This is a genomic window from Spirosoma litoris (assembly GCF_054776755.1).
In genome coordinates, this window is record NZ_BAAHBI010000075.1 from 394,486 (window position 1) to 411,058 (window position 16,573).

General features: G+C 45.8%; 14 protein-coding genes and 1 riboswitch. Of the genes, 6 read left to right on the forward strand and 8 right to left on the reverse strand.

The window, feature by feature from the left end; genetic code table 11:
• Positions 1-77: 77 nt before the first annotated feature.
• The 5 genes from ACYVGR_RS36825 (at position 78) to ACYVGR_RS36845 (ending at position 4,760) form a co-directional block, all read left to right on the forward strand.
• Positions 78-407 carry a YegP family protein gene (locus tag ACYVGR_RS36825; RefSeq protein WP_460965793.1) on the forward strand — a complete coding sequence of 110 codons (330 nt, stop codon included), beginning with the start codon at positions 78-80 and terminating at the stop codon, positions 405-407.
• Positions 408-735: 328 nt separating this feature from the next.
• On the forward strand, positions 736-2,004 hold the full coding sequence (locus tag ACYVGR_RS36830; RefSeq protein ID WP_460965842.1) for a TolC family protein: 1,269 nt from the start codon (positions 736-738) through the stop codon (positions 2,002-2,004).
• Positions 2,005-2,036: 32 nt separating this feature from the next.
• Positions 2,037-2,822 carry an acyl-[acyl-carrier-protein] thioesterase gene (locus ACYVGR_RS36835; protein ID WP_460965795.1) on the forward strand — a complete coding sequence of 262 codons (786 nt, stop codon included), beginning with the start codon at positions 2,037-2,039 and terminating at the stop codon, positions 2,820-2,822.
• Between the two features lie 128 nt (positions 2,823-2,950).
• On the forward strand, positions 2,951-3,856 hold the full coding sequence (locus ACYVGR_RS36840) for a 2-oxoadipate dioxygenase/decarboxylase family protein (RefSeq protein ID WP_460965797.1): 906 nt from the start codon (positions 2,951-2,953) through the stop codon (positions 3,854-3,856).
• Positions 3,857-3,920: 64 nt separating this feature from the next.
• Positions 3,921-4,760, forward strand: a complete 840-nt coding sequence (locus ACYVGR_RS36845) for a sugar phosphate isomerase/epimerase family protein (RefSeq protein ID WP_460965799.1) — start codon at positions 3,921-3,923, stop codon at positions 4,758-4,760.
• Positions 4,761-4,778: 18 nt separating this feature from the next.
• On the opposite strand, the gene ACYVGR_RS36850 is transcribed toward ACYVGR_RS36845, so the two are convergent.
• From ACYVGR_RS36850 to ACYVGR_RS36870, 5 genes are all read right to left on the reverse strand, one after another.
• The gene (locus tag ACYVGR_RS36850) at positions 4,779-5,870 is read right to left on the reverse strand and encodes an aminotransferase class I/II-fold pyridoxal phosphate-dependent enzyme (RefSeq protein ID WP_460965801.1); all 1,092 of its coding nucleotides are present in this window, start codon (positions 5,868-5,870) and stop codon (positions 4,779-4,781) included.
• The gene (locus ACYVGR_RS36855) at positions 5,867-6,889 is read right to left on the reverse strand and encodes a dipeptide epimerase (protein ID WP_460965803.1); all 1,023 of its coding nucleotides are present in this window, start codon (positions 6,887-6,889) and stop codon (positions 5,867-5,869) included. The genes ACYVGR_RS36850 and ACYVGR_RS36855 overlap by 4 nt, the downstream gene beginning before the upstream one ends.
• A gap of 41 nt (positions 6,890-6,930) precedes the next feature.
• A complete protein-coding gene (locus tag ACYVGR_RS36860) occupies positions 6,931-7,581 on the reverse strand; it encodes a response regulator (protein WP_460965805.1) in 651 nt (216 codons plus the stop codon).
• A gap of 97 nt (positions 7,582-7,678) precedes the next feature.
• Complete coding sequence (locus ACYVGR_RS36865; RefSeq protein ID WP_460965807.1) at positions 7,679-8,488, reverse strand: sensor histidine kinase; 810 nt, start codon at positions 8,486-8,488, stop codon at positions 7,679-7,681.
• A gap of 676 nt (positions 8,489-9,164) precedes the next feature.
• Positions 9,165-9,506 (reverse strand): hypothetical protein, encoded by a 342-nt coding sequence (locus ACYVGR_RS36870; protein ID WP_182457799.1) that lies wholly within the window; start codon positions 9,504-9,506, stop codon positions 9,165-9,167.
• A gap of 516 nt (positions 9,507-10,022) precedes the next feature.
• Between ACYVGR_RS36870 and ACYVGR_RS36875 the strand changes: the two genes are divergently transcribed.
• Positions 10,023-10,574, forward strand: a complete 552-nt coding sequence (locus tag ACYVGR_RS36875) for a fasciclin domain-containing protein (RefSeq protein WP_182457800.1) — start codon at positions 10,023-10,025, stop codon at positions 10,572-10,574.
• A 67-nt stretch (positions 10,575-10,641) separates the two neighbouring features.
• Here the strand turns inward: ACYVGR_RS36875 and ACYVGR_RS36880 are convergent, their stop codons facing one another.
• From ACYVGR_RS36880 to metH, 3 genes are all read right to left on the reverse strand, one after another.
• Entirely contained in the window at positions 10,642-11,208 is a 567-nt protein-coding gene (locus tag ACYVGR_RS36880) for a hypothetical protein (protein WP_460965810.1), read from the reverse strand.
• Positions 11,208-12,236: an AAA family ATPase gene (locus ACYVGR_RS36885; RefSeq protein WP_460965811.1), complete on the reverse strand. Its 1,029-nt coding sequence runs from the start codon at positions 12,234-12,236 to the stop codon at positions 11,208-11,210. The genes ACYVGR_RS36880 and ACYVGR_RS36885 overlap by 1 nt, the downstream gene beginning before the upstream one ends.
• An 89-nt stretch (positions 12,237-12,325) precedes the next feature.
• A complete protein-coding gene (metH, locus tag ACYVGR_RS36890) occupies positions 12,326-16,111 on the reverse strand; it encodes a methionine synthase (RefSeq protein ID WP_460965813.1) in 3,786 nt (1,261 codons plus the stop codon).
• Positions 16,112-16,221: 110 nt separating this feature from the next.
• Positions 16,222-16,329, reverse strand: a riboswitch (SAM riboswitch).
• Positions 16,330-16,573: the final 244 nt, after the last annotated feature.

Consider the following 16,573-nt stretch of genomic DNA (forward strand, 5'->3'; position numbering starts at 1 on the left):
TTAGGGCGGATAGCAACTTTCTATGTGCGTTTATTACGACGACATGGAAACTAGTGATAACCTAAAACCTGTACGTCATGAGAAAATTTGTTGTGACAAAAGCCACTAATGATCAGTTCTATTTCAACTTAAAAGCCGACAATGGCCAGGTCATTCTTACCAGCGAAGGCTATACCAGCAAAGCTGGCTGCATGAACGGTATTGAGTCTGTCAAAAATAACGCGCCGAACGATGGCCAATTCGCCCGAAAAGAGTCGACCAACGGTAAATACTATTTCAATTTAAAAGCCACCAATGGGCAAATCATCGGAACAAGTCAGATGTACGAAAGTGCAACTGGGCGCGATAATGGTATTGAATCCGTGAAAAATAACGCGCCCTCAGCCACAATTGACGATAATTACTAGCTGCGCATAATGTCAGCACGTTGACGCGATTTAAGTGTTTCTTTTCATTTTTTGTGTGACCCCGATGGGGTCAAATGTCTATAGAAAGGGCTCATTTACTATAAACATCTGACCCCATCGGGGTCACACAGGCCGAGATTAGTCAATCTAAATTTGCTTATTTGATTGAGATTCTTCCTTCGTCAGAATGACAAAAAATAGGTAGCTCTAGATCAACCCAAGGCAAGCTTCTAATAATTTTCTAATCTTTTTATAAATTCCCTTTAATACGGTTTTAAGCTTTGATTAATATAAGTTGAGGAAATTTGTAGCCCTACTTATGAAACCAATGCGGCTACTGCTGATTCTGTTCGTTTGTTCTCTGTCTTTTCTGTGTACCAAGCCTCTTCGAGCACAGGACTCCCTCTTCATCACGCTTCGACAGGCCGACAGTCTGTTTCTCAAAAACAATTTATTGCTACTAGCAGAACGGTTTCGAATCGATGCCAGTCAGGCGCAGGTGTTGCAGACCAGCTTATACGACAATCCAAACGTCTCGTTAGAGGTCAGCACGTTCAATAACGAGACCCGGCGAGTATTGGACATTGGTAAGCAAGGGGAGAAAATCGTTTCGGTGCAACAGCTACTCTACACGGCTGGTAAACGCAACAAACGGATCGCACTGGCATCCGAAGCTGCTCGTCTGACTGAATTGGAATTACGGGATTTACTACGTGGTCTGCGTTTTGATCTGCGGAGCCGGTTTTACTCTGTCTATTTTCAGCAACTGACACTGAATCGGTTCAATCAGCAGATTTCAATGCTTGAAACAATCGTATCGGCCTACGAAACACAGTACCAACGAAACAACATTTCGCTTCGGGAATTGCTTCGGCTTAAAGCCTTGCTCTTTCAGCTCAACAACGACCGAACCGAAATTATCTTCCAACTGGCCGACGATCAGCGGGCATTACGCACGCTTCTATCGGTCGATCAGCCCATCCGGCCACGGGTTCGGGATGCAACGATACCGCGCTATCATTTGCCAACCCAATCCGATGACACGCTCCAGCAAATGGCTCTCCGAAGTCGCCCCGATCTGAAAGGGTCGGAATCACTTATTCGGCAAGCCGAATTGAATTACAATCTGCAGAAAGCACTAGCTGTTCCAGACTTGCGCGTAGGTGGCACCTATGATCAGGCAGGCAGTTATATTCAAAACTACGTCGGTCTTTCGGTTTCGGCCGATATTCCGGTTTTTAACCGAAACCAGGGGGCCATTCGGGCGGCTCGTAGCCAGATTAGTTACCAGAGTCAGTTACAACACCAGAAAGTCGTTCAGGTCAGGAATGAAATAGCTACCTCACTGGAAAAAGTCCGGGAAGTTGAACGACGCGTGCAATCTGTCGAGCGGTCATTCACCGATCAATTCGACGAACTGAACCGGGGCGTTATTACCAGTTTTCAAAAAGGGAATCTGACCCTTCTCGAATTCGTCGACCTGATTGAATCCTACAATGACAGCGTTCGCCAACTCAACCGTCTGAAAGCCGACCGAATCAGCGCTTATGAAGAACTAAATTATCTGGTTGGCGACGATCTATTTCGCTATAATTAACCTGCCAGCCTGACACGCCCAAAATAAAAGCGATGCCTTTGTACCTTTACGGCATGGCCTTTATCCAAACAGACACCTTTACAGTACGCGGTTACGAATGCGACGCGTTCGGCCGGATGAGTATTCCAGCCCTCATGAACCTGATGCAGGAGTCCGCGAATCGGAACGCTATCGACTATGGCATCGGCATTTCCGATTTGGCCGAACGCGGTTTTGGCTGGATGCTTATGCGCTTTCGACTACGGATGCACGAGTACCCACGCTATGGCCAGACAATTCGGGTAATGACCTACCCTACTGAGGTCGAGAAATATTTTATCTATCGTGATTTCCAGGTACTGGCCGAAGATGGAACACTGCTCGCCGATGCCGCCAGCACGTGGCTCGTGTTTAGTATGGAAAAACGATCGATGGTAACGCTCCCCGATTTTATCCGTAGGTTAAGTCCGCCGACAGACCTTCCTAAAACGACTGTTGCTCCGATAGGGAAATTATCTTCCAGACCCATTTTCCAATCGGCAGATTTTAACCCAACTCACACCAAAGACATAGAAGTAGGCTGGCTAAGCATCGACCAGAATCAACATGTCAATAATGTGGCTTATGTTGAATGGCTACTCGAAGCAATGAGTACAGAAACGTTAAAAACGCGGAAATTAGCCGAAATTGATTTAGTTTACCGAACCGAAAGTCACTGGCAGGATCAATTGCAGATTCAATCAGTTATTGAAAGCCCACAGGCATTTCTGCATCGGATTTTACACCCCGAATCGGGAAAAGATGTGCTACTGGCCAGAAGTCTTTGGGCAGATAATTAGGCATTTACGGTATTCGGTTTGGGGTGTACGGTGAATTGACGTATCACTATTCTCGCGTCAACCAACCATATACTGCAAACCAAATACCGTAAACCTTATACCTGAAACCAAAAATTCAAACCTCAATTATGACCACTTCATCCAAAAAAACGCTTGACGGTGTGCTTGGCGGGCTGATGCGCCGATACAGTGAGCGCGTTCCTGATGTACAGAACGTTATTAACGCCATGCTCGACGCGGGTATTATTCAATCGCCAAACGAGATCGAGAATGACCACATTGCGTTCCGAACAATGGGTGTACCCAATCTCGGCATTGCCTCATTCGAGAAGATTTTTCTTCATTACGGCTACGAGAAACGCGACGAGTTCAACTTCACGGGTAAGAAATTAACGGCCTACTGGTACAGTCCGCCCGAACCCCATTATCCGCGCATTTTTGCGAGTGAACTCCGCGTTCACGAACTTTCCGAAGAAGCCCAACAGATCATTCACCGCTATACCGACACGGTCACTAGCGACCCGGTTGATTCGCTGGATCTGGACGATGCCAATGCTGTCGATCAGTTTCTGCACCAGCCGCTTTGGGAAACGCCCACACTAAGTGATTATCAAACTCTGTTGGCCGAGAGCGAATATGCCGCCTGGGTAATTTATAACCGTTATTACCTGAACCACTTCACCATCAGCGTTCATAATCTGAAACAGGGTTATAACACCATCGATGAGTACGTTGCCTTTCTGGAAAGCCGGGGTTTCCGACTCAACTCGGCAGGGGGCACCATCAAAGTTAGTCCGGACGGCGATTTGCGACAGGCATCAACGGTAGCGCAACTAATCGACGCTGAATTTGCCGGGGGCGATGTGTTCCGCATTGCAGGTTCTTACGTGGAATTTGCCGAACGGCGTGTGCTCCCTCCGTTTCGCGACTTACCCGCTGATCAGATCACTCGGCAGCACCGGCGCGAAGGTTTCGAAACAGGCAATGCCGACAAGATTTTCGAAAGTACGTTCACAACCCAAACGGGTAGATAGTTGATTGTGAACAACTTTGAACTTGAAACCTTGAACAACTAAAACAATTCCAAATCCTCCATCCATGAAAGCTCCCTCTACCCTTCTATTGACTGGCCTGCTTTTGTGGGGCCTAGCTGCTCAGGCTCAGAAACCGGCTCCAGTCGGTCTGCAATTGTACAGTTTTCGTACTCAGTTTGCTAAAGATGTTCCGGGTACGATGGCCAAAGTGAAAGAAATGGGCTTTCGGGAAGCCGAAATTGCAGGCACTTACGGGCTTAGCTTACCCGATTTCCGTCAATTACTGGATCAGAATGGTATAAAAGCGATTAGCACGGGAGCAAGTTTCGAGGATTTGGATTCAAATGTACCGAAGATTATTGCCGAAGCGAAGGCGCTGGGCGTAAAATACATTGTCTGTACCTGGATTCCTCACGCTGGCGATAAATTTACAGTACAGGATGCCGATCGGGCCATTGATGTATTCAACACCGCCGGAAAGCTATTGGCTGATAACGACTTAACCTTCTGCTACCACAATCACGGCTACGAATTTCAGATTTACCAGGATGGCACTTTTTTCGATTATCTGGCCGAAAATCTCGATCCGAAAGCCGTTCATTTCGAAATGGATGTGTTCTGGGTGAAATCGCCAGGCTATGACCCGGTCGCGCTGTTACAGAAGTATCCCAAACGCTTCCTACTGATGCACCTCAAAGACCGGAAACCCGGCACTCCTGATAGCCAAACAGGTCATTCGGATGTAGAATCGAATGTTGTGCTTGGCCAGGGCGATGTGGGCATTGCCGCTATTATGAAACAAGCCAAAAAATCGGGAGTCAAACACTTTTTCATCGAAGACGAATCCTCCCGTTCGATGGAGCAGATGCCCGCTAGTTTGAAATTTTTGGAGGGATTGAAGTAACGCGGGTGGAAACCCGCGCTACGACCGCGTAACAAACTCTCCAACTCGCTCGGCCAGTTCCTGAATATCTTCAGCAGTATGAAAAGCGCTGATAACAATTCGCGTATTGGCCCGATCATTGGCCGTGGGGTAGGCAAATGAATAAATCAGAATGTCATGATCGAGCAGATAGGCATATAGATCATCCTGCTCAGTGAAGAAAACCGGATAGCCTGTTGCATGCCGAAATAAACCGGTTGGCAGCAAGAGCTTCTCGGCAAGAAGAATGTTTTGCTGTAGGCGTTCATACCCCTCAGCATAGAGCGCATCGGCCTGTAAGTAGGCTGCTAAATTCGCGGGGGGCATAGGCGAGCAAGCCCCGAAAAAAGCGGTACGACGCAGGTTGGCCAATAAATCAGCATCCCCGAAAATAACGCCACCTGGCATGCCCATTGCCTTCGCTAAAGACGCTGTACCTAGCAAACGAACGTTCGGTTTATGGCTGATTTGCGGCCAAATGCCCCGTCTCTGATTAAGCACACCCAACCCATGCGAATCGTCCACAACCAGTATGATAGGTCGGTCATCAGGCAGCTCACTAACCCAATTAAAATCATAATAGTCTGAACGAACGGCCTCAATCGAATTGGTCAAAATGGCCACTGGGCCAACCGGAAGTGTTTGCAGTTGATCCAAGAGTTGCGACGTCCATTCATCGAAAGACATTGACGGCAACTTAACCACAGGTTCGTGCCAGAGGGCCGGATGCGCGTTGGGGGCATACACGAACGTAACGCTCTGTCCACGTAGCCAGTTTATAACAACCTGCCCCGCCATCATACCCGACGATACAGTCAACGCAGCCTCAGCGCCAATATCAGATGCCAATTTAGTCTCAGCTTCTTCGTAAATACCGAGCCGTAAATTGCCATTCCGTGAACTGCCGAAAACGGTTCCGTATTGGCTAATGGCCGCCAGCATTAGCTGATGGTAAGATGGATTTTGGGGCAACCCCAGGTAAGCTGTGCCGCTAAAAAAGCGATACTTCTTTTCGTTGTGGGTAATCGTTCGGTTGGGAAGGTGACTGATTTCGAAATTTTCAATCGTTCGTCCTGTTACGCTCTTACTCATTCTGTTGCTAATAATCGTACGCCGGTGCCGTTCTCGTTGGGGTAAACAACCTTTCCATTCGCAAAGGTAACGCCGGTAGCCGGATCGTTCGCAATCAACATAGCGCCATCTAAATCGGCATAATCGAGCAAAGGCAGCAATTGAGCTATGGCCGAAATACCTACACTCGACTCGGTCATGCAACCTACCATGACCTGTAAGCCCAACGCACGGGCACGGGCAATCATTCGTCGGGCGGGCGTTATGCCTCCGCACTTGGTTAGTTTGATATTTACCCCGTGAAAATAACCCGCGCATCGGTCAACATCGGCCTCGACAATGCAGCTTTCATCGGCAATAATCGGTAGGACGCTCTGTTCATAAACCTGCTTCGCCCCTTCCCAATCATTGGCAGGCAGCGGCTGTTCAATAAATTCAACATTCAGGTTACGCAATAACTTCGACTTGGCAATGGCCTCATCTGCCGACCAGCCGCAGTTAGCATCTACCCGAAAGAGGGCATCGGTGTGCTGCCGTAACGACTGAACCAGGTTTATATCTTCATCAGGACGACCAAGTTTAATTTTATACAGCGGCCAGGGGCGCTCCTGCATTTTCTCGACCATCTTCTGGGGCGTATCCAATCCAATCGTATAATCGGTTGGGGGACAATTAACGGGGTCGAGATTCCAGATTTTGTAAAGCGGCTGACCTTTTCGCTTAGCCCATACATCCCAGGCCGCCTGATCAAGCGCACAGAGAGCAAACGGATTTTCGGCCAGATGTGGCTGCATATCCGCCCAAAATTGTTCTGGGTCCTTTAAGCTATGCGCTTCAATTTGGGACCTGATGGCTTCGAGCGCAGCGACCATACCCTCTATGGTGACACCATAGTAATGAGTAGCCGTAGCCTCACCAAAACCCTGGTAAGCCCCATCGCGCAGTTCGACAATGAGCGTTGGCTGAACGTCGCGACTATCGTGGGCAATCGTAAATGTATGATTCAGGCGGAGATCAATCCGGTGAAAAAGCAATTGCATGACGCTAAAGATTTCTACAAAGATAGGTGGAGTAGGAAGGATCAAAAAGTGACCAATCCATGACGCACAGCCTCAATGACCATTCCGACGCGCGTTTTCACATTCATTTTCTGAAAAACCACTTCCCGATACCCATCTACGGTTCGGGTAGCTACGCACATTTGATCAGCGATCTCGGCGTAGGTCAGTTCGCTACAGGCTATTTTCAAAAATTCGTATTCACGATCATTCAGGTTGAAACTGGCAACTGCGCTCTGCCCATTGGGCGTATTAAGATTATGAATCAGTTTGGTTGTCAGAAAGTCGGAATAATAGTAGCCTTTGGTCATGACATCATTCAACGCCTGACGGAATTCGGAAGGGCGACAATCTTTCAGTAAATAACCGCGGGCACCATTACGCACCATCCGAACAATATGATCTTCTCGGTCGGTCATTGACAAAGCCAGTACGCGTACAGTTGGGTAAAGCTGTCGAAGCTGCAACGCCGTCTCGAAACCATCCATAATGGGCATACTTAGGTCGAGCAGGGCAATATCAGGAACTTGATCATTCCGGCTTAATTGATCGAGCAGGTCACGGCCATTTTCAGCGACCAATAGAACACTATATTCGTCAATTTTTTGGATCAGGTTGGATAGCCCTTCGGCTACCAGACGATGATCGTCGACAATGGCAATGGATACAGACATAGAGGGAAGGCACGTGGTTGCTACCTGAAAAGTATAGTCCTAAACCAATGAATGCAAAAAATACATCTAATTATTTTAATGTATTTTCTGGTATTGGTTAACTGGGTTGATTACCAGGCATCCGAATTTCAATGCAGGTGCCAACGCCGGGTTGACTCGTAATGGTACAAGTGCCGCCAAGTAGGCCTGCTCTATGCTGAAGATTACCCAAACCAGACCCTGCCTGATCGATTGTTCGATTCATCGCTTCTGATACAACAAACCCCCGGCCATCGTCGGAAATCGATAATGTGAATGGGTTGGCGCTATAATCTAGTTTAACGGTCAGGGTTTTAGCCTGGGCATGTTTAATGGCATTATTGAGCGCTTCCTGCGTCATCCGTAACAAGACCATTTCGGTTTGCTTCTCCAATGAATAGGGTTCGCCAACGGTATTTAACTGCGTTTTTAGGCGGCCTGCCCGTTCAATTCGCTCCAGTTCAAGCGTCAAACTAGGTAGCAAACCAAACCGCTTAACGGTGTCATAATCAAGCGTTTTCGACATCATCCGAACGTCTGTAATAACGGTTCGAACTAAGTCGCGCGTTTGCTGAACAGATTGTTCCGTAGCGGCTTCAGTCGTTTCGTCTTCTATCGTATTCAGACGCATGACAACTACGCTCAGCAGTTGTCCAATATTATCGTGAAGCTCGTGCGCAATCTGCTGAAGGGTCTGATTTTGCGTATCGAGTTCCGACTGAAGAAGTTTGCGTCGATTGATTTCCTCAATCGTAATTAATTCCTGTTGATGTGTTTTGTACCGTTGCTTATACAGGAAGAGTAATAATGTAATAAAGCCTCCTAATAAAAGAAAAACCAACGTGCCTATTGAGATAATTAGGATAACATCAGGTGCATTATTAGACATATTGCTTACGGCCTGTTACTGTTCTGCGAATATCGCAAGTAGACATATAAAGCCCGTAAAAAAAAGGCAAACAATAAACAATCCATTAACTCATGAATCCAATAAACCGTTAATGCGTAAGGGCCCGAGCTGCTAATCAAATGTTGCATTAAACCCTGTACAAAAAAATTACCCAGTGATGTAAAAAATAAACCTGCAGCAATCCAGAACATAGCATCTCGCTCTAACGCCAGAACTTTTATATCCATAAAAACTCGAAAAAGGTAATGACCTGACAATAAAGCCATTAATACATTAAAAATCGTAATTGCATACGAATTATATTGGGTCCAGGGCTGGATTGTGAGCGATAAAAGTAAAGCTCCAATATCAAACAAAATGATTGACAACCAAATGAGTCGTTTACGAGAAGACGACTCATCTAGCTGCCCAAACTGTAGGCCGTATAAAGAATATTGTACTATTGTAAGAATATGATACAGATAGATGTTATCGTCTTTGGTTGCTTTTATTATATATATCGCGTACAAAGTAGTAGCGAATGTTAGGGTTATATTAATCGTTAATAAGCGGAGTGGGGGCGTAAGTACCCGATAGTTTATACTATACAAATAAGTACTTACACCCATCAATCCAACATACAAAAGCGTATCCCACATACTACGTGTTAAATTATCTATTGATCTGCGTATCGATCGCTAAGTTCCAGCGGACACGGAGGGCGCTGGCAGCAGCATTCCGCTTCAGTCAGGTCCGTATCTTCCCGAGCGCGGCCATCTGGCTGTGTAGGAGCAATAAACAAAAAATGTCGATCTTTTTCGTCAATGCCATAATATACTTTGATGTGGTCTGACTGGTTTTCGGCCAGTATTTTTTGAATTCCTGTTACATCAAAGTAGCCCGTTTGAAAAAATTTAGTTAAGCCCGATTCGGCCAGCAGTTTTTCGTAGCGTTCACAAGCTTCCTTCAGTTTTATGGGATCTGTAGGATATGGGTCATTCTGTACAGTTTCAGCCATGTTGAATAAGTAGTTAAAAGGTTCACTCAAACCTAATTGCTTATGTATGTTAAAACAATATACACTATATCCTATATACGTTTTGGCATGATTCAGCGACCCTTTATATACCTAAAAATCAAACACTTAACTACAAGATAGTAGACTATTACTAGTCATTTGCCGAGTAAATACGGGAGATTTCCCGTATTTGATACGGGAAATCTCCCGTATACGAATTGGGTAATCTCCCCTACTAATTTTATAATTCATCAGCCACATTTGTAGAGGCTTTCATTCTCATCCACGCCATAAGGATATCCTCACCTAATTAAAAGCTTAGTTCCGCCAGACATATGTCTGGCGGTCTTCGTTTATAGCTATCTGGGCAGTTATAGAAAAATATAATTACTTCAAAATCAATATATTATAAAAAAGTTATAGAACATTCCAATCCAAAGCCTACTGCTCTCCCGTAAGTCTTCCCGTTGATCGACACAGTTCAGTATAATTCTAACACATTCTAAAATAACGACGATGAAGACGTTCAAATTCACGTTGGCTATACTCAGCTTACTGTCTATCAGCCAATTTTCATTTGCCCAGGAGAAGACCGTGACGGTTGGTGGTGCGCCCATGTATCCGTCAAAAAATATCATTGAAAATGCCGTAAACTCGAAAGATCACACTACGCTTGTAGCGGCAGTTAAGGCTGCTGGTCTTGTCGAAACGTTGTCGGGTCCTGGTCCATTTACCGTGTTTGCTCCTACGAATAAAGCATTCGACAAACTGCCTAAAGGCACGGTTGAAACACTAGTAAAACCAGAGAATAAAGAAACGCTGACCAAAATACTGACGTATCACGTAGTACCTGGTAAAATGAGCGCAGCCGATCTGATGAAAGCAATCATGGACGGTGGTGGTAAAGCCACGCTGAAAACGGCTTCGGGTGGTACGTTGACAGCCATGATGAAAGGCAAAAAAATCGAACTGATGGATGCGAAAGGCGGCACATCGACCGTAACAATCGCCGATGTGAACCAGTCTAACGGCGTGATTCACGTGATTGATACAGTGCTGATGCCCTAACGAGTTTTCTTACTTATTTCCGACACAATCAAAATTCCCAGAGAGCTTTCTCTGGGAATTTTTTGTATTACGAATTGCCCACTAAACGTTCTGTTTCTTGAATAAGCCATTCTGTATCTGCAGTATATGGATTGGCTTTTAGATAAGCAATCCAAAAGGAGAAAATCATCCAATAAGGCGACTCTTTCCGTTGGATTTCTTTGAATAGCTGTTGAAAATTAGCCGAATAGGGATCATCATTCTCGCTTTTCGACGTTTTAGTAATCTTACTCAGTTTATCAAAATCGTGCGGTAGACCAAAATCTGTAAGCGATATACCAGCATCTTCAGCAGCAGCTATCATCCATTTCTCAGGTGCAGGGCAGATAAAAATTAAATAGTGATGCCGATATGGGTGTTTAAGAAGTTCTAGTTTATCGGGTATAAGAATAACATTCTCAAACTCCGCCACATACTTCATGATTACCTTGTCTTTATCAATTATTCCTAAAGCGAAATCACTATGCAGTTTTTCCTGCATTAGCTTCACTACATTCGGGCAACCTTTCTGATGATTATATCGACCTTTGGGTGGGGCAGCTATTTTGAGAAGTTTGGTGTCGATATAGCACTCAGGAATTACGTGTAGGTCCATTAGGTTAAGTAGGCTTCATTATTGAAAAATAAATCGACACCGTACTTATGTACCTCGTTCAGTTCATCTCTTGTTAATGGTTTTGCTACCGTCTGGCCGTCTTTAAAATCAACCATAAAAATGGCTAAATCATCAATAGCACCTTCAAGAAAATCATTGACAATCAACGGACTATGCGTAACAATAAAGAACTGGTTCGTTTCTGATCTGATTACCTCCTGAGTAAATTCAACGATGTATGGAGGATAAGCGTGAGCTTCAGGTTCTTCAAAAAGCAATACAGAGTTTTCATTAGAAGCAACCGCTGTTTTGTAAAAAATAATACGTTGTAAGGTATCAGCTACGGATGAGTATGGCAATTGAAATACCTCATCTTCCCCTTTATCTTTTTGTACTTTAAGAGATTGGCTTGCAGTATCCAATACTAGGCGTAAACCGTATTGTCGAAACCATTGAGCGTAAAGCTTTCGTAATTCAGGCATTAGCTCTAGGACATACAAGATATTATTTCCAAAGGGTGGGTTTAAAAAAGACAAACGCTTCTCAAAGAATCTTACGTCAGACTTAAAGGTATATTTCCTTATTTCTTCGATAAAAATATTGTAAAATCCGTCAGGCTTAGATACCTCAAATTCATTATCAATTTGATAAGCAGATTTATCATTGACATGAACGTTATCTGGCTGGGAAATACTTTTTCTTGATAAACCAACTAATGTCGTTCCCATTGATTTTAGAAACGTCAATTTGCAGGTTTCGATAAAATCTCGGCTTCGTTGTCTTTGTATACTTATTACAGCGCTATTATCCACATCTCCATTATAGTGAAGTTCCCGCAAATTTTCTACACGAACAATATCCGTTAGCTTATTCCATGAAAGACTAAAAAGCGACAAAGCTTCCAGAATATTTGACTTTCCAACATTCGGCCTACCAATGAATATATTGATGCGCTTGAATCCACTTACATCCAAATGCCGGATGGATTTAAAATTACTGATTTCAATATGGTCGATAAAGTGGTCCATGTATGGCTAACGATTACGCTCTAAAGTTAATAACAAAAAAGACGGTCGTTTACACAACCGTCTTTTTCTATAGTATAAAGCCGGAATGGCTACGCATCATAACTCAACACCGGACTCAGCCACTTTTCAATCTCCTCAACGGGCATATCTTTCCGATGAGCATAGTCTAAAATCTGATCTTTGTTGATCTTGCCCAACGCGAAGTATTTCGACTCGGGATTTGAGAAGTAAAAACCGCTCACCGACGAAGCTGGATACATGGCATAACTTTCTGTGAGTTCAATACCAATCTTGTTGGCATCCAGCAAATTAAACAACGTACCTTTTTCGGTATGATCGGGGCAAGCCGGATAACCCGGTGCAGGTCGAATACCCTGATACGCTTCCTTAATCAGCTGGTCGTTGGTCAGCGTTTCATCGGCAGCATACGGCCAGAACTCCTTCCGAACCCGCTCGTGCATCCGCTCAGCAAAGGCTTCGGCCAAACGGTCGGCCAGGGCTTTCACCATGATGCTGTTGTAATCGTCGTGCTCGCGGTCGTATTTTTCCAGCAAGGTTTCGATACCAATGCCTGCTGTTACGGCAAACCCACCAATGTAATCTTCCCGTCCGCTTTCCAACGGAGCAATAAAATCCGACAAACAGAAGTTTGGCAATCCCGGCGCTTTCTGATTCTGCTGACGCAGGAAGTGCAACACGGTTTTAGTGTCGTAAATCAACTCGCCTGCCGGGCTAACTGCCGTTTGCGACTGTGCCTTGCTGATTTTGTACTCGATGTGCTGATGAGAACCGTGCCGTTCGCAGGGGATATCCCGAACGTGTTCTTCAAAATCGTGTAACAGCACATCATCGTCAGCCGAATTAGCGGGGAAGAATCCAACAACAGCCTTTGCTTTCAGCAGTTTGTTGTCGATGATTTCCTGTAGAAGCTGCTTCGCATCGTCGAATAGTTTCTTCGCTTCCTGACCAACAACCGCATCATCAAAAATAGCTGGGTATTTTCCGTGCAATTGCCAGGTTTGGAAAAAGGGCGTCCAGTCGATGTAATCGGCTAATTCGGCAATATCATAATCCTCGAAGTAGCGATTACCCAGGAAAGTCGGCTTCGTTGGGTTGAAAGCGCTCCAGTCGATTTTTGTGCGATTTTCACGCGCCTTTGAAATCGTCAGGCTAGCCTTTTCTTTCTGGCGTTTGGCATGGTCGTCCCGAAGCTTGACGTACTCAGCTTTAATTTCGGTAAAGATTTGCTCCCGTGTACCGTCTGTTTCGCTCACTAATCGCCCAGCTACAGGAACACTTCGGCTAGCATCCAGCACATGAACAACCGGACCCGTATAATGCGGATCAATCTTAACGGCCGTGTGCATGCGGGAAGTAGTTGCCCCACCAATCAATAACGGCAGGGTAAAGCCCTGACGCTGCATTTCTTTGGCAACCCCAACCATTTCATCAAGCGATGGGGTAATCAGGCCACTCAGACCAATAATATCTACGTTATGCTCACGGGCAGCGTCCAGAATTTTCTGGGTCGGCACCATCACACCGAGATCAATTATCTCGTAGTTATTACAGCCCAAAACAACGCCAACGATGTTTTTGCCAATGTCATGCACATCGCCCTTGACAGTTGCCAGCAGAATTTTCCCTGCCGATGAAGAGCCAGTACCTGATTTCTCCGCTTCGATAAACGGGGTCAGATAAGCCACCGCTTTTTTCATTACCCGCGCCGATTTTACAACCTGCGGCAAAAACATCTTTCCGGCACCGAACAGATCCCCTACCACGTTCATCCCGTCCATCAAGGGACCTTCGATAACGTGCAAGGGACGCTCTACCTGAAGTCGAATCTCTTCGACGTCCTGATCAATATAGTCGGTAATGCCTTTTATAAGTGCGTGTTTAAGCCGCTCCCGAACGGGTTCCAGACGCCAGCTTTCGTCCTGAACAATCGCTTTGCCTTTGGCTTTTACGGTTTCGGCAAAATCGACCAGGCGCTCGGTAGCATCGTCACGGCGGTTCAGCAACACATCTTCACAATACTCCAATAAATCTTTCGGAATGCTATCGTAGACTTCAAGCTGACCCGCGTTTACGATACCCATATCCATACCCGCGCGAATAGCGTGGTATAAAAATGCGGAGTGCATCGCTTCGCGCACGACATCGTTGCCCCGGAAGCTAAACGAAATATTCGACACCCCACCGCTCACTTTGGCCAACGGCAGGTTTTCCTTGATCCAGCGGGTGGCGTTGATGAAGTCAACAGCGTAATTATTATGTTCCTCGATACCCGTAGCAACGGTCAGAATATTCGGGTCGAAAATAATATCCTGGGGAGCAAAATTGACTTTATCGACCAGAATTCGGTAAGCTCGTTCGCAGATCTGAATGCGTCGTTCATACGAATCGGCCTGTCCCATTTCGTCAAACGCCATCACAACCGCAGCGGCACCATAGCGTTTCACTAATTGAGCCCGCTCAATAAAGGCGTCTTCGCCTTCTTTGAGTGAGATCGAGTTGACAATCGCTTTACCTTGTACGCATTTTAGGCCCTCTTCAATCACTTCCCACTTGGAGGAATCGACCATAATAGGAACGCGGGCAATGTCAGGCTCGGCGGCTATCAGATTCAGAAAGGTTTTCATGGCCTCTACCGAATCCAGCATGCCTTCGTCCATGTTGATGTCGATCACCTGGGCCCCACCTTCAACCTGTCCACGGGCAATACTCAGCGCTTCATCGAAATTCCCTTCTTTAATAAGCCGGGCAAATTTCTTTGATCCCGTTACGTTTGTCCGTTCACCAACGTTCAGGAAGTTCGTTTGCTCTGTTATTTTCAGAGGTTCCAGTCCGCTCAGCTTCTGATAAGGCTCAGCATCTGGTAGTTGCCGAGGGGGATATTTAGCGGCTACATCGGCAATAGCCTGAATATGATCGGGGGTAGAGCCGCAGCATCCGCCAACAATATTGACGAAGTTGCTTTTAATAAAATCTTCAATTTGTAACGCCATCATCTCCGGCGTTTCGTCGTACTCACCAAACTCGTTTGGCAAGCCCGCATTCGGATAGGCCGATGTGAAGAATGGAGCTTCTTTGGCCAGCGTTTGAATATACGGGCGCATTAATGCCGCCCCTAATGCACAGTTCAGTCCCACACTCAACAGCGGCAAGTGCGAAACCGAATACAAAAATGCCTCGGTTGTTTGCCCTGATAGTGTTCGTCCACTGGCATCCGTAATGGTGCCCGAAATCATGATCGGCAGAACTGTTTTCTGTGGATTCAGATTGAAATACTTATCGATAGCGAACATCGCTGCTTTCGCATTGAGCGTATCGAAAATCGTTTCAACCAGCAGTAAATCAGAACCACCATCCACTAACCCACTCACCTGCTCATAATAGGCATTAACCAGTTCATCGAACGTGATGGCTCGGTAAGCCGGGTTGTTTACGTCGGGCGATAGCGAAGCGGTACGGTTAGTTGGTCCCATAGCCCCGGCAACAAAGCGCGGCTTATCTGGATTTTGTTTTGTGATCTCAACAGCAACCTCTTTCGCAATCCGGGCCGATTCGTAGTTGAGTTCATAAGCCAACTCCTCCATATGGTAATCGGCCATGGCAATGGTTGTGGCGCTGAAGGTATTGGTTTCAATAATATCGGCACCAGCCTCTAAATACTGCTTATGAATTGTCTGAATTATATCCGGCTTTGTCAATGACAGCAAATCATTGTTACCCTTAAGATCGTGTGGCCAATCCTTGAATCGTTCCCCTCGATAATCCGCGTCGGTCAGGTTATACCGTTGAATCATGGTACCCATCGCGCCATCGAGGACAAGGATGCGTTCGTGCAGGAGTTCGTGTATCGTTTTCACTGGCAAGTTATACAAGGCATTATTCTTAGAGCTACCAACAAGGAGCGCCCTTAAAAAAATCCAAACTAGTAAAAAGACTTACCGACAGAAAGACAGGTAGCAGGAAGCTAATCTTATCTATCCCGCTATAAAGCGGGAGGAAATTGGCACCATCTCCTGGAGTTGGCTGGTTGCCAAGACATCATTGGGTCCGTTCCCTCCGTCTTTCTGGATAAGCTAAGGCAAAAGTAACCAAAAATAGACTATGTCGGCATACTCTGCAGGCTATTTTCGGCTATTGATTCTGCTGCTTTTAAGGGCACTGGAGATTCAACCAACACCGATTTTTGCTGTCATTAGGACTAATAAGGCAGAGCTGACAGCATTTTCGGCTTAGGTGACTTAGCGTATGGGCAGGCAAAAGGTGGCGAAAAAGTAGGCTGTACAGCCCCAAAAAAGAGTATCTTTGGCCTTTATTAAGGA

What these genes read in the sequence shown, in the direction of transcription:
- ACYVGR_RS36825 (WP_460965793.1), top strand. Translation starts at nt 78, where the DNA reads ATGAGAAAATTTGTTGTGACAAAAGCCACTAATGATCAGTTCTATTTC.
- ACYVGR_RS36830 (WP_460965842.1), top strand. Translation starts at nt 736, where the DNA reads ATGCGGCTACTGCTGATTCTGTTCGTTTGTTCTCTGTCTTTTCTGTGT.
- ACYVGR_RS36835 (WP_460965795.1), top strand. Translation starts at nt 2,037, where the DNA reads ATGCCTTTGTACCTTTACGGCATGGCCTTTATCCAAACAGACACCTTT.
- ACYVGR_RS36840 (WP_460965797.1), top strand. Translation starts at nt 2,951, where the DNA reads ATGACCACTTCATCCAAAAAAACGCTTGACGGTGTGCTTGGCGGGCTG.
- ACYVGR_RS36845 (WP_460965799.1), top strand. Translation starts at nt 3,921, where the DNA reads ATGAAAGCTCCCTCTACCCTTCTATTGACTGGCCTGCTTTTGTGGGGC.
- ACYVGR_RS36850 (WP_460965801.1), bottom strand. Translation starts at nt 5,870, where the DNA reads ATGAGTAAGAGCGTAACAGGACGAACGATTGAAAATTTCGAAATCAGT.
- ACYVGR_RS36855 (WP_460965803.1), bottom strand. Translation starts at nt 6,889, where the DNA reads ATGCAATTGCTTTTTCACCGGATTGATCTCCGCCTGAATCATACATTT.
- ACYVGR_RS36860 (WP_460965805.1), bottom strand. Translation starts at nt 7,581, where the DNA reads ATGTCTGTATCCATTGCCATTGTCGACGATCATCGTCTGGTAGCCGAA.
- ACYVGR_RS36865 (WP_460965807.1), bottom strand. Translation starts at nt 8,488, where the DNA reads ATGTCTAATAATGCACCTGATGTTATCCTAATTATCTCAATAGGCACG.
- ACYVGR_RS36870 (WP_182457799.1), bottom strand. Translation starts at nt 9,506, where the DNA reads ATGGCTGAAACTGTACAGAATGACCCATATCCTACAGATCCCATAAAA.
- ACYVGR_RS36875 (WP_182457800.1), top strand. Translation starts at nt 10,023, where the DNA reads ATGAAGACGTTCAAATTCACGTTGGCTATACTCAGCTTACTGTCTATC.
- ACYVGR_RS36880 (WP_460965810.1), bottom strand. Translation starts at nt 11,208, where the DNA reads ATGGACCTACACGTAATTCCTGAGTGCTATATCGACACCAAACTTCTC.
- ACYVGR_RS36885 (WP_460965811.1), bottom strand. Translation starts at nt 12,236, where the DNA reads ATGGACCACTTTATCGACCATATTGAAATCAGTAATTTTAAATCCATC.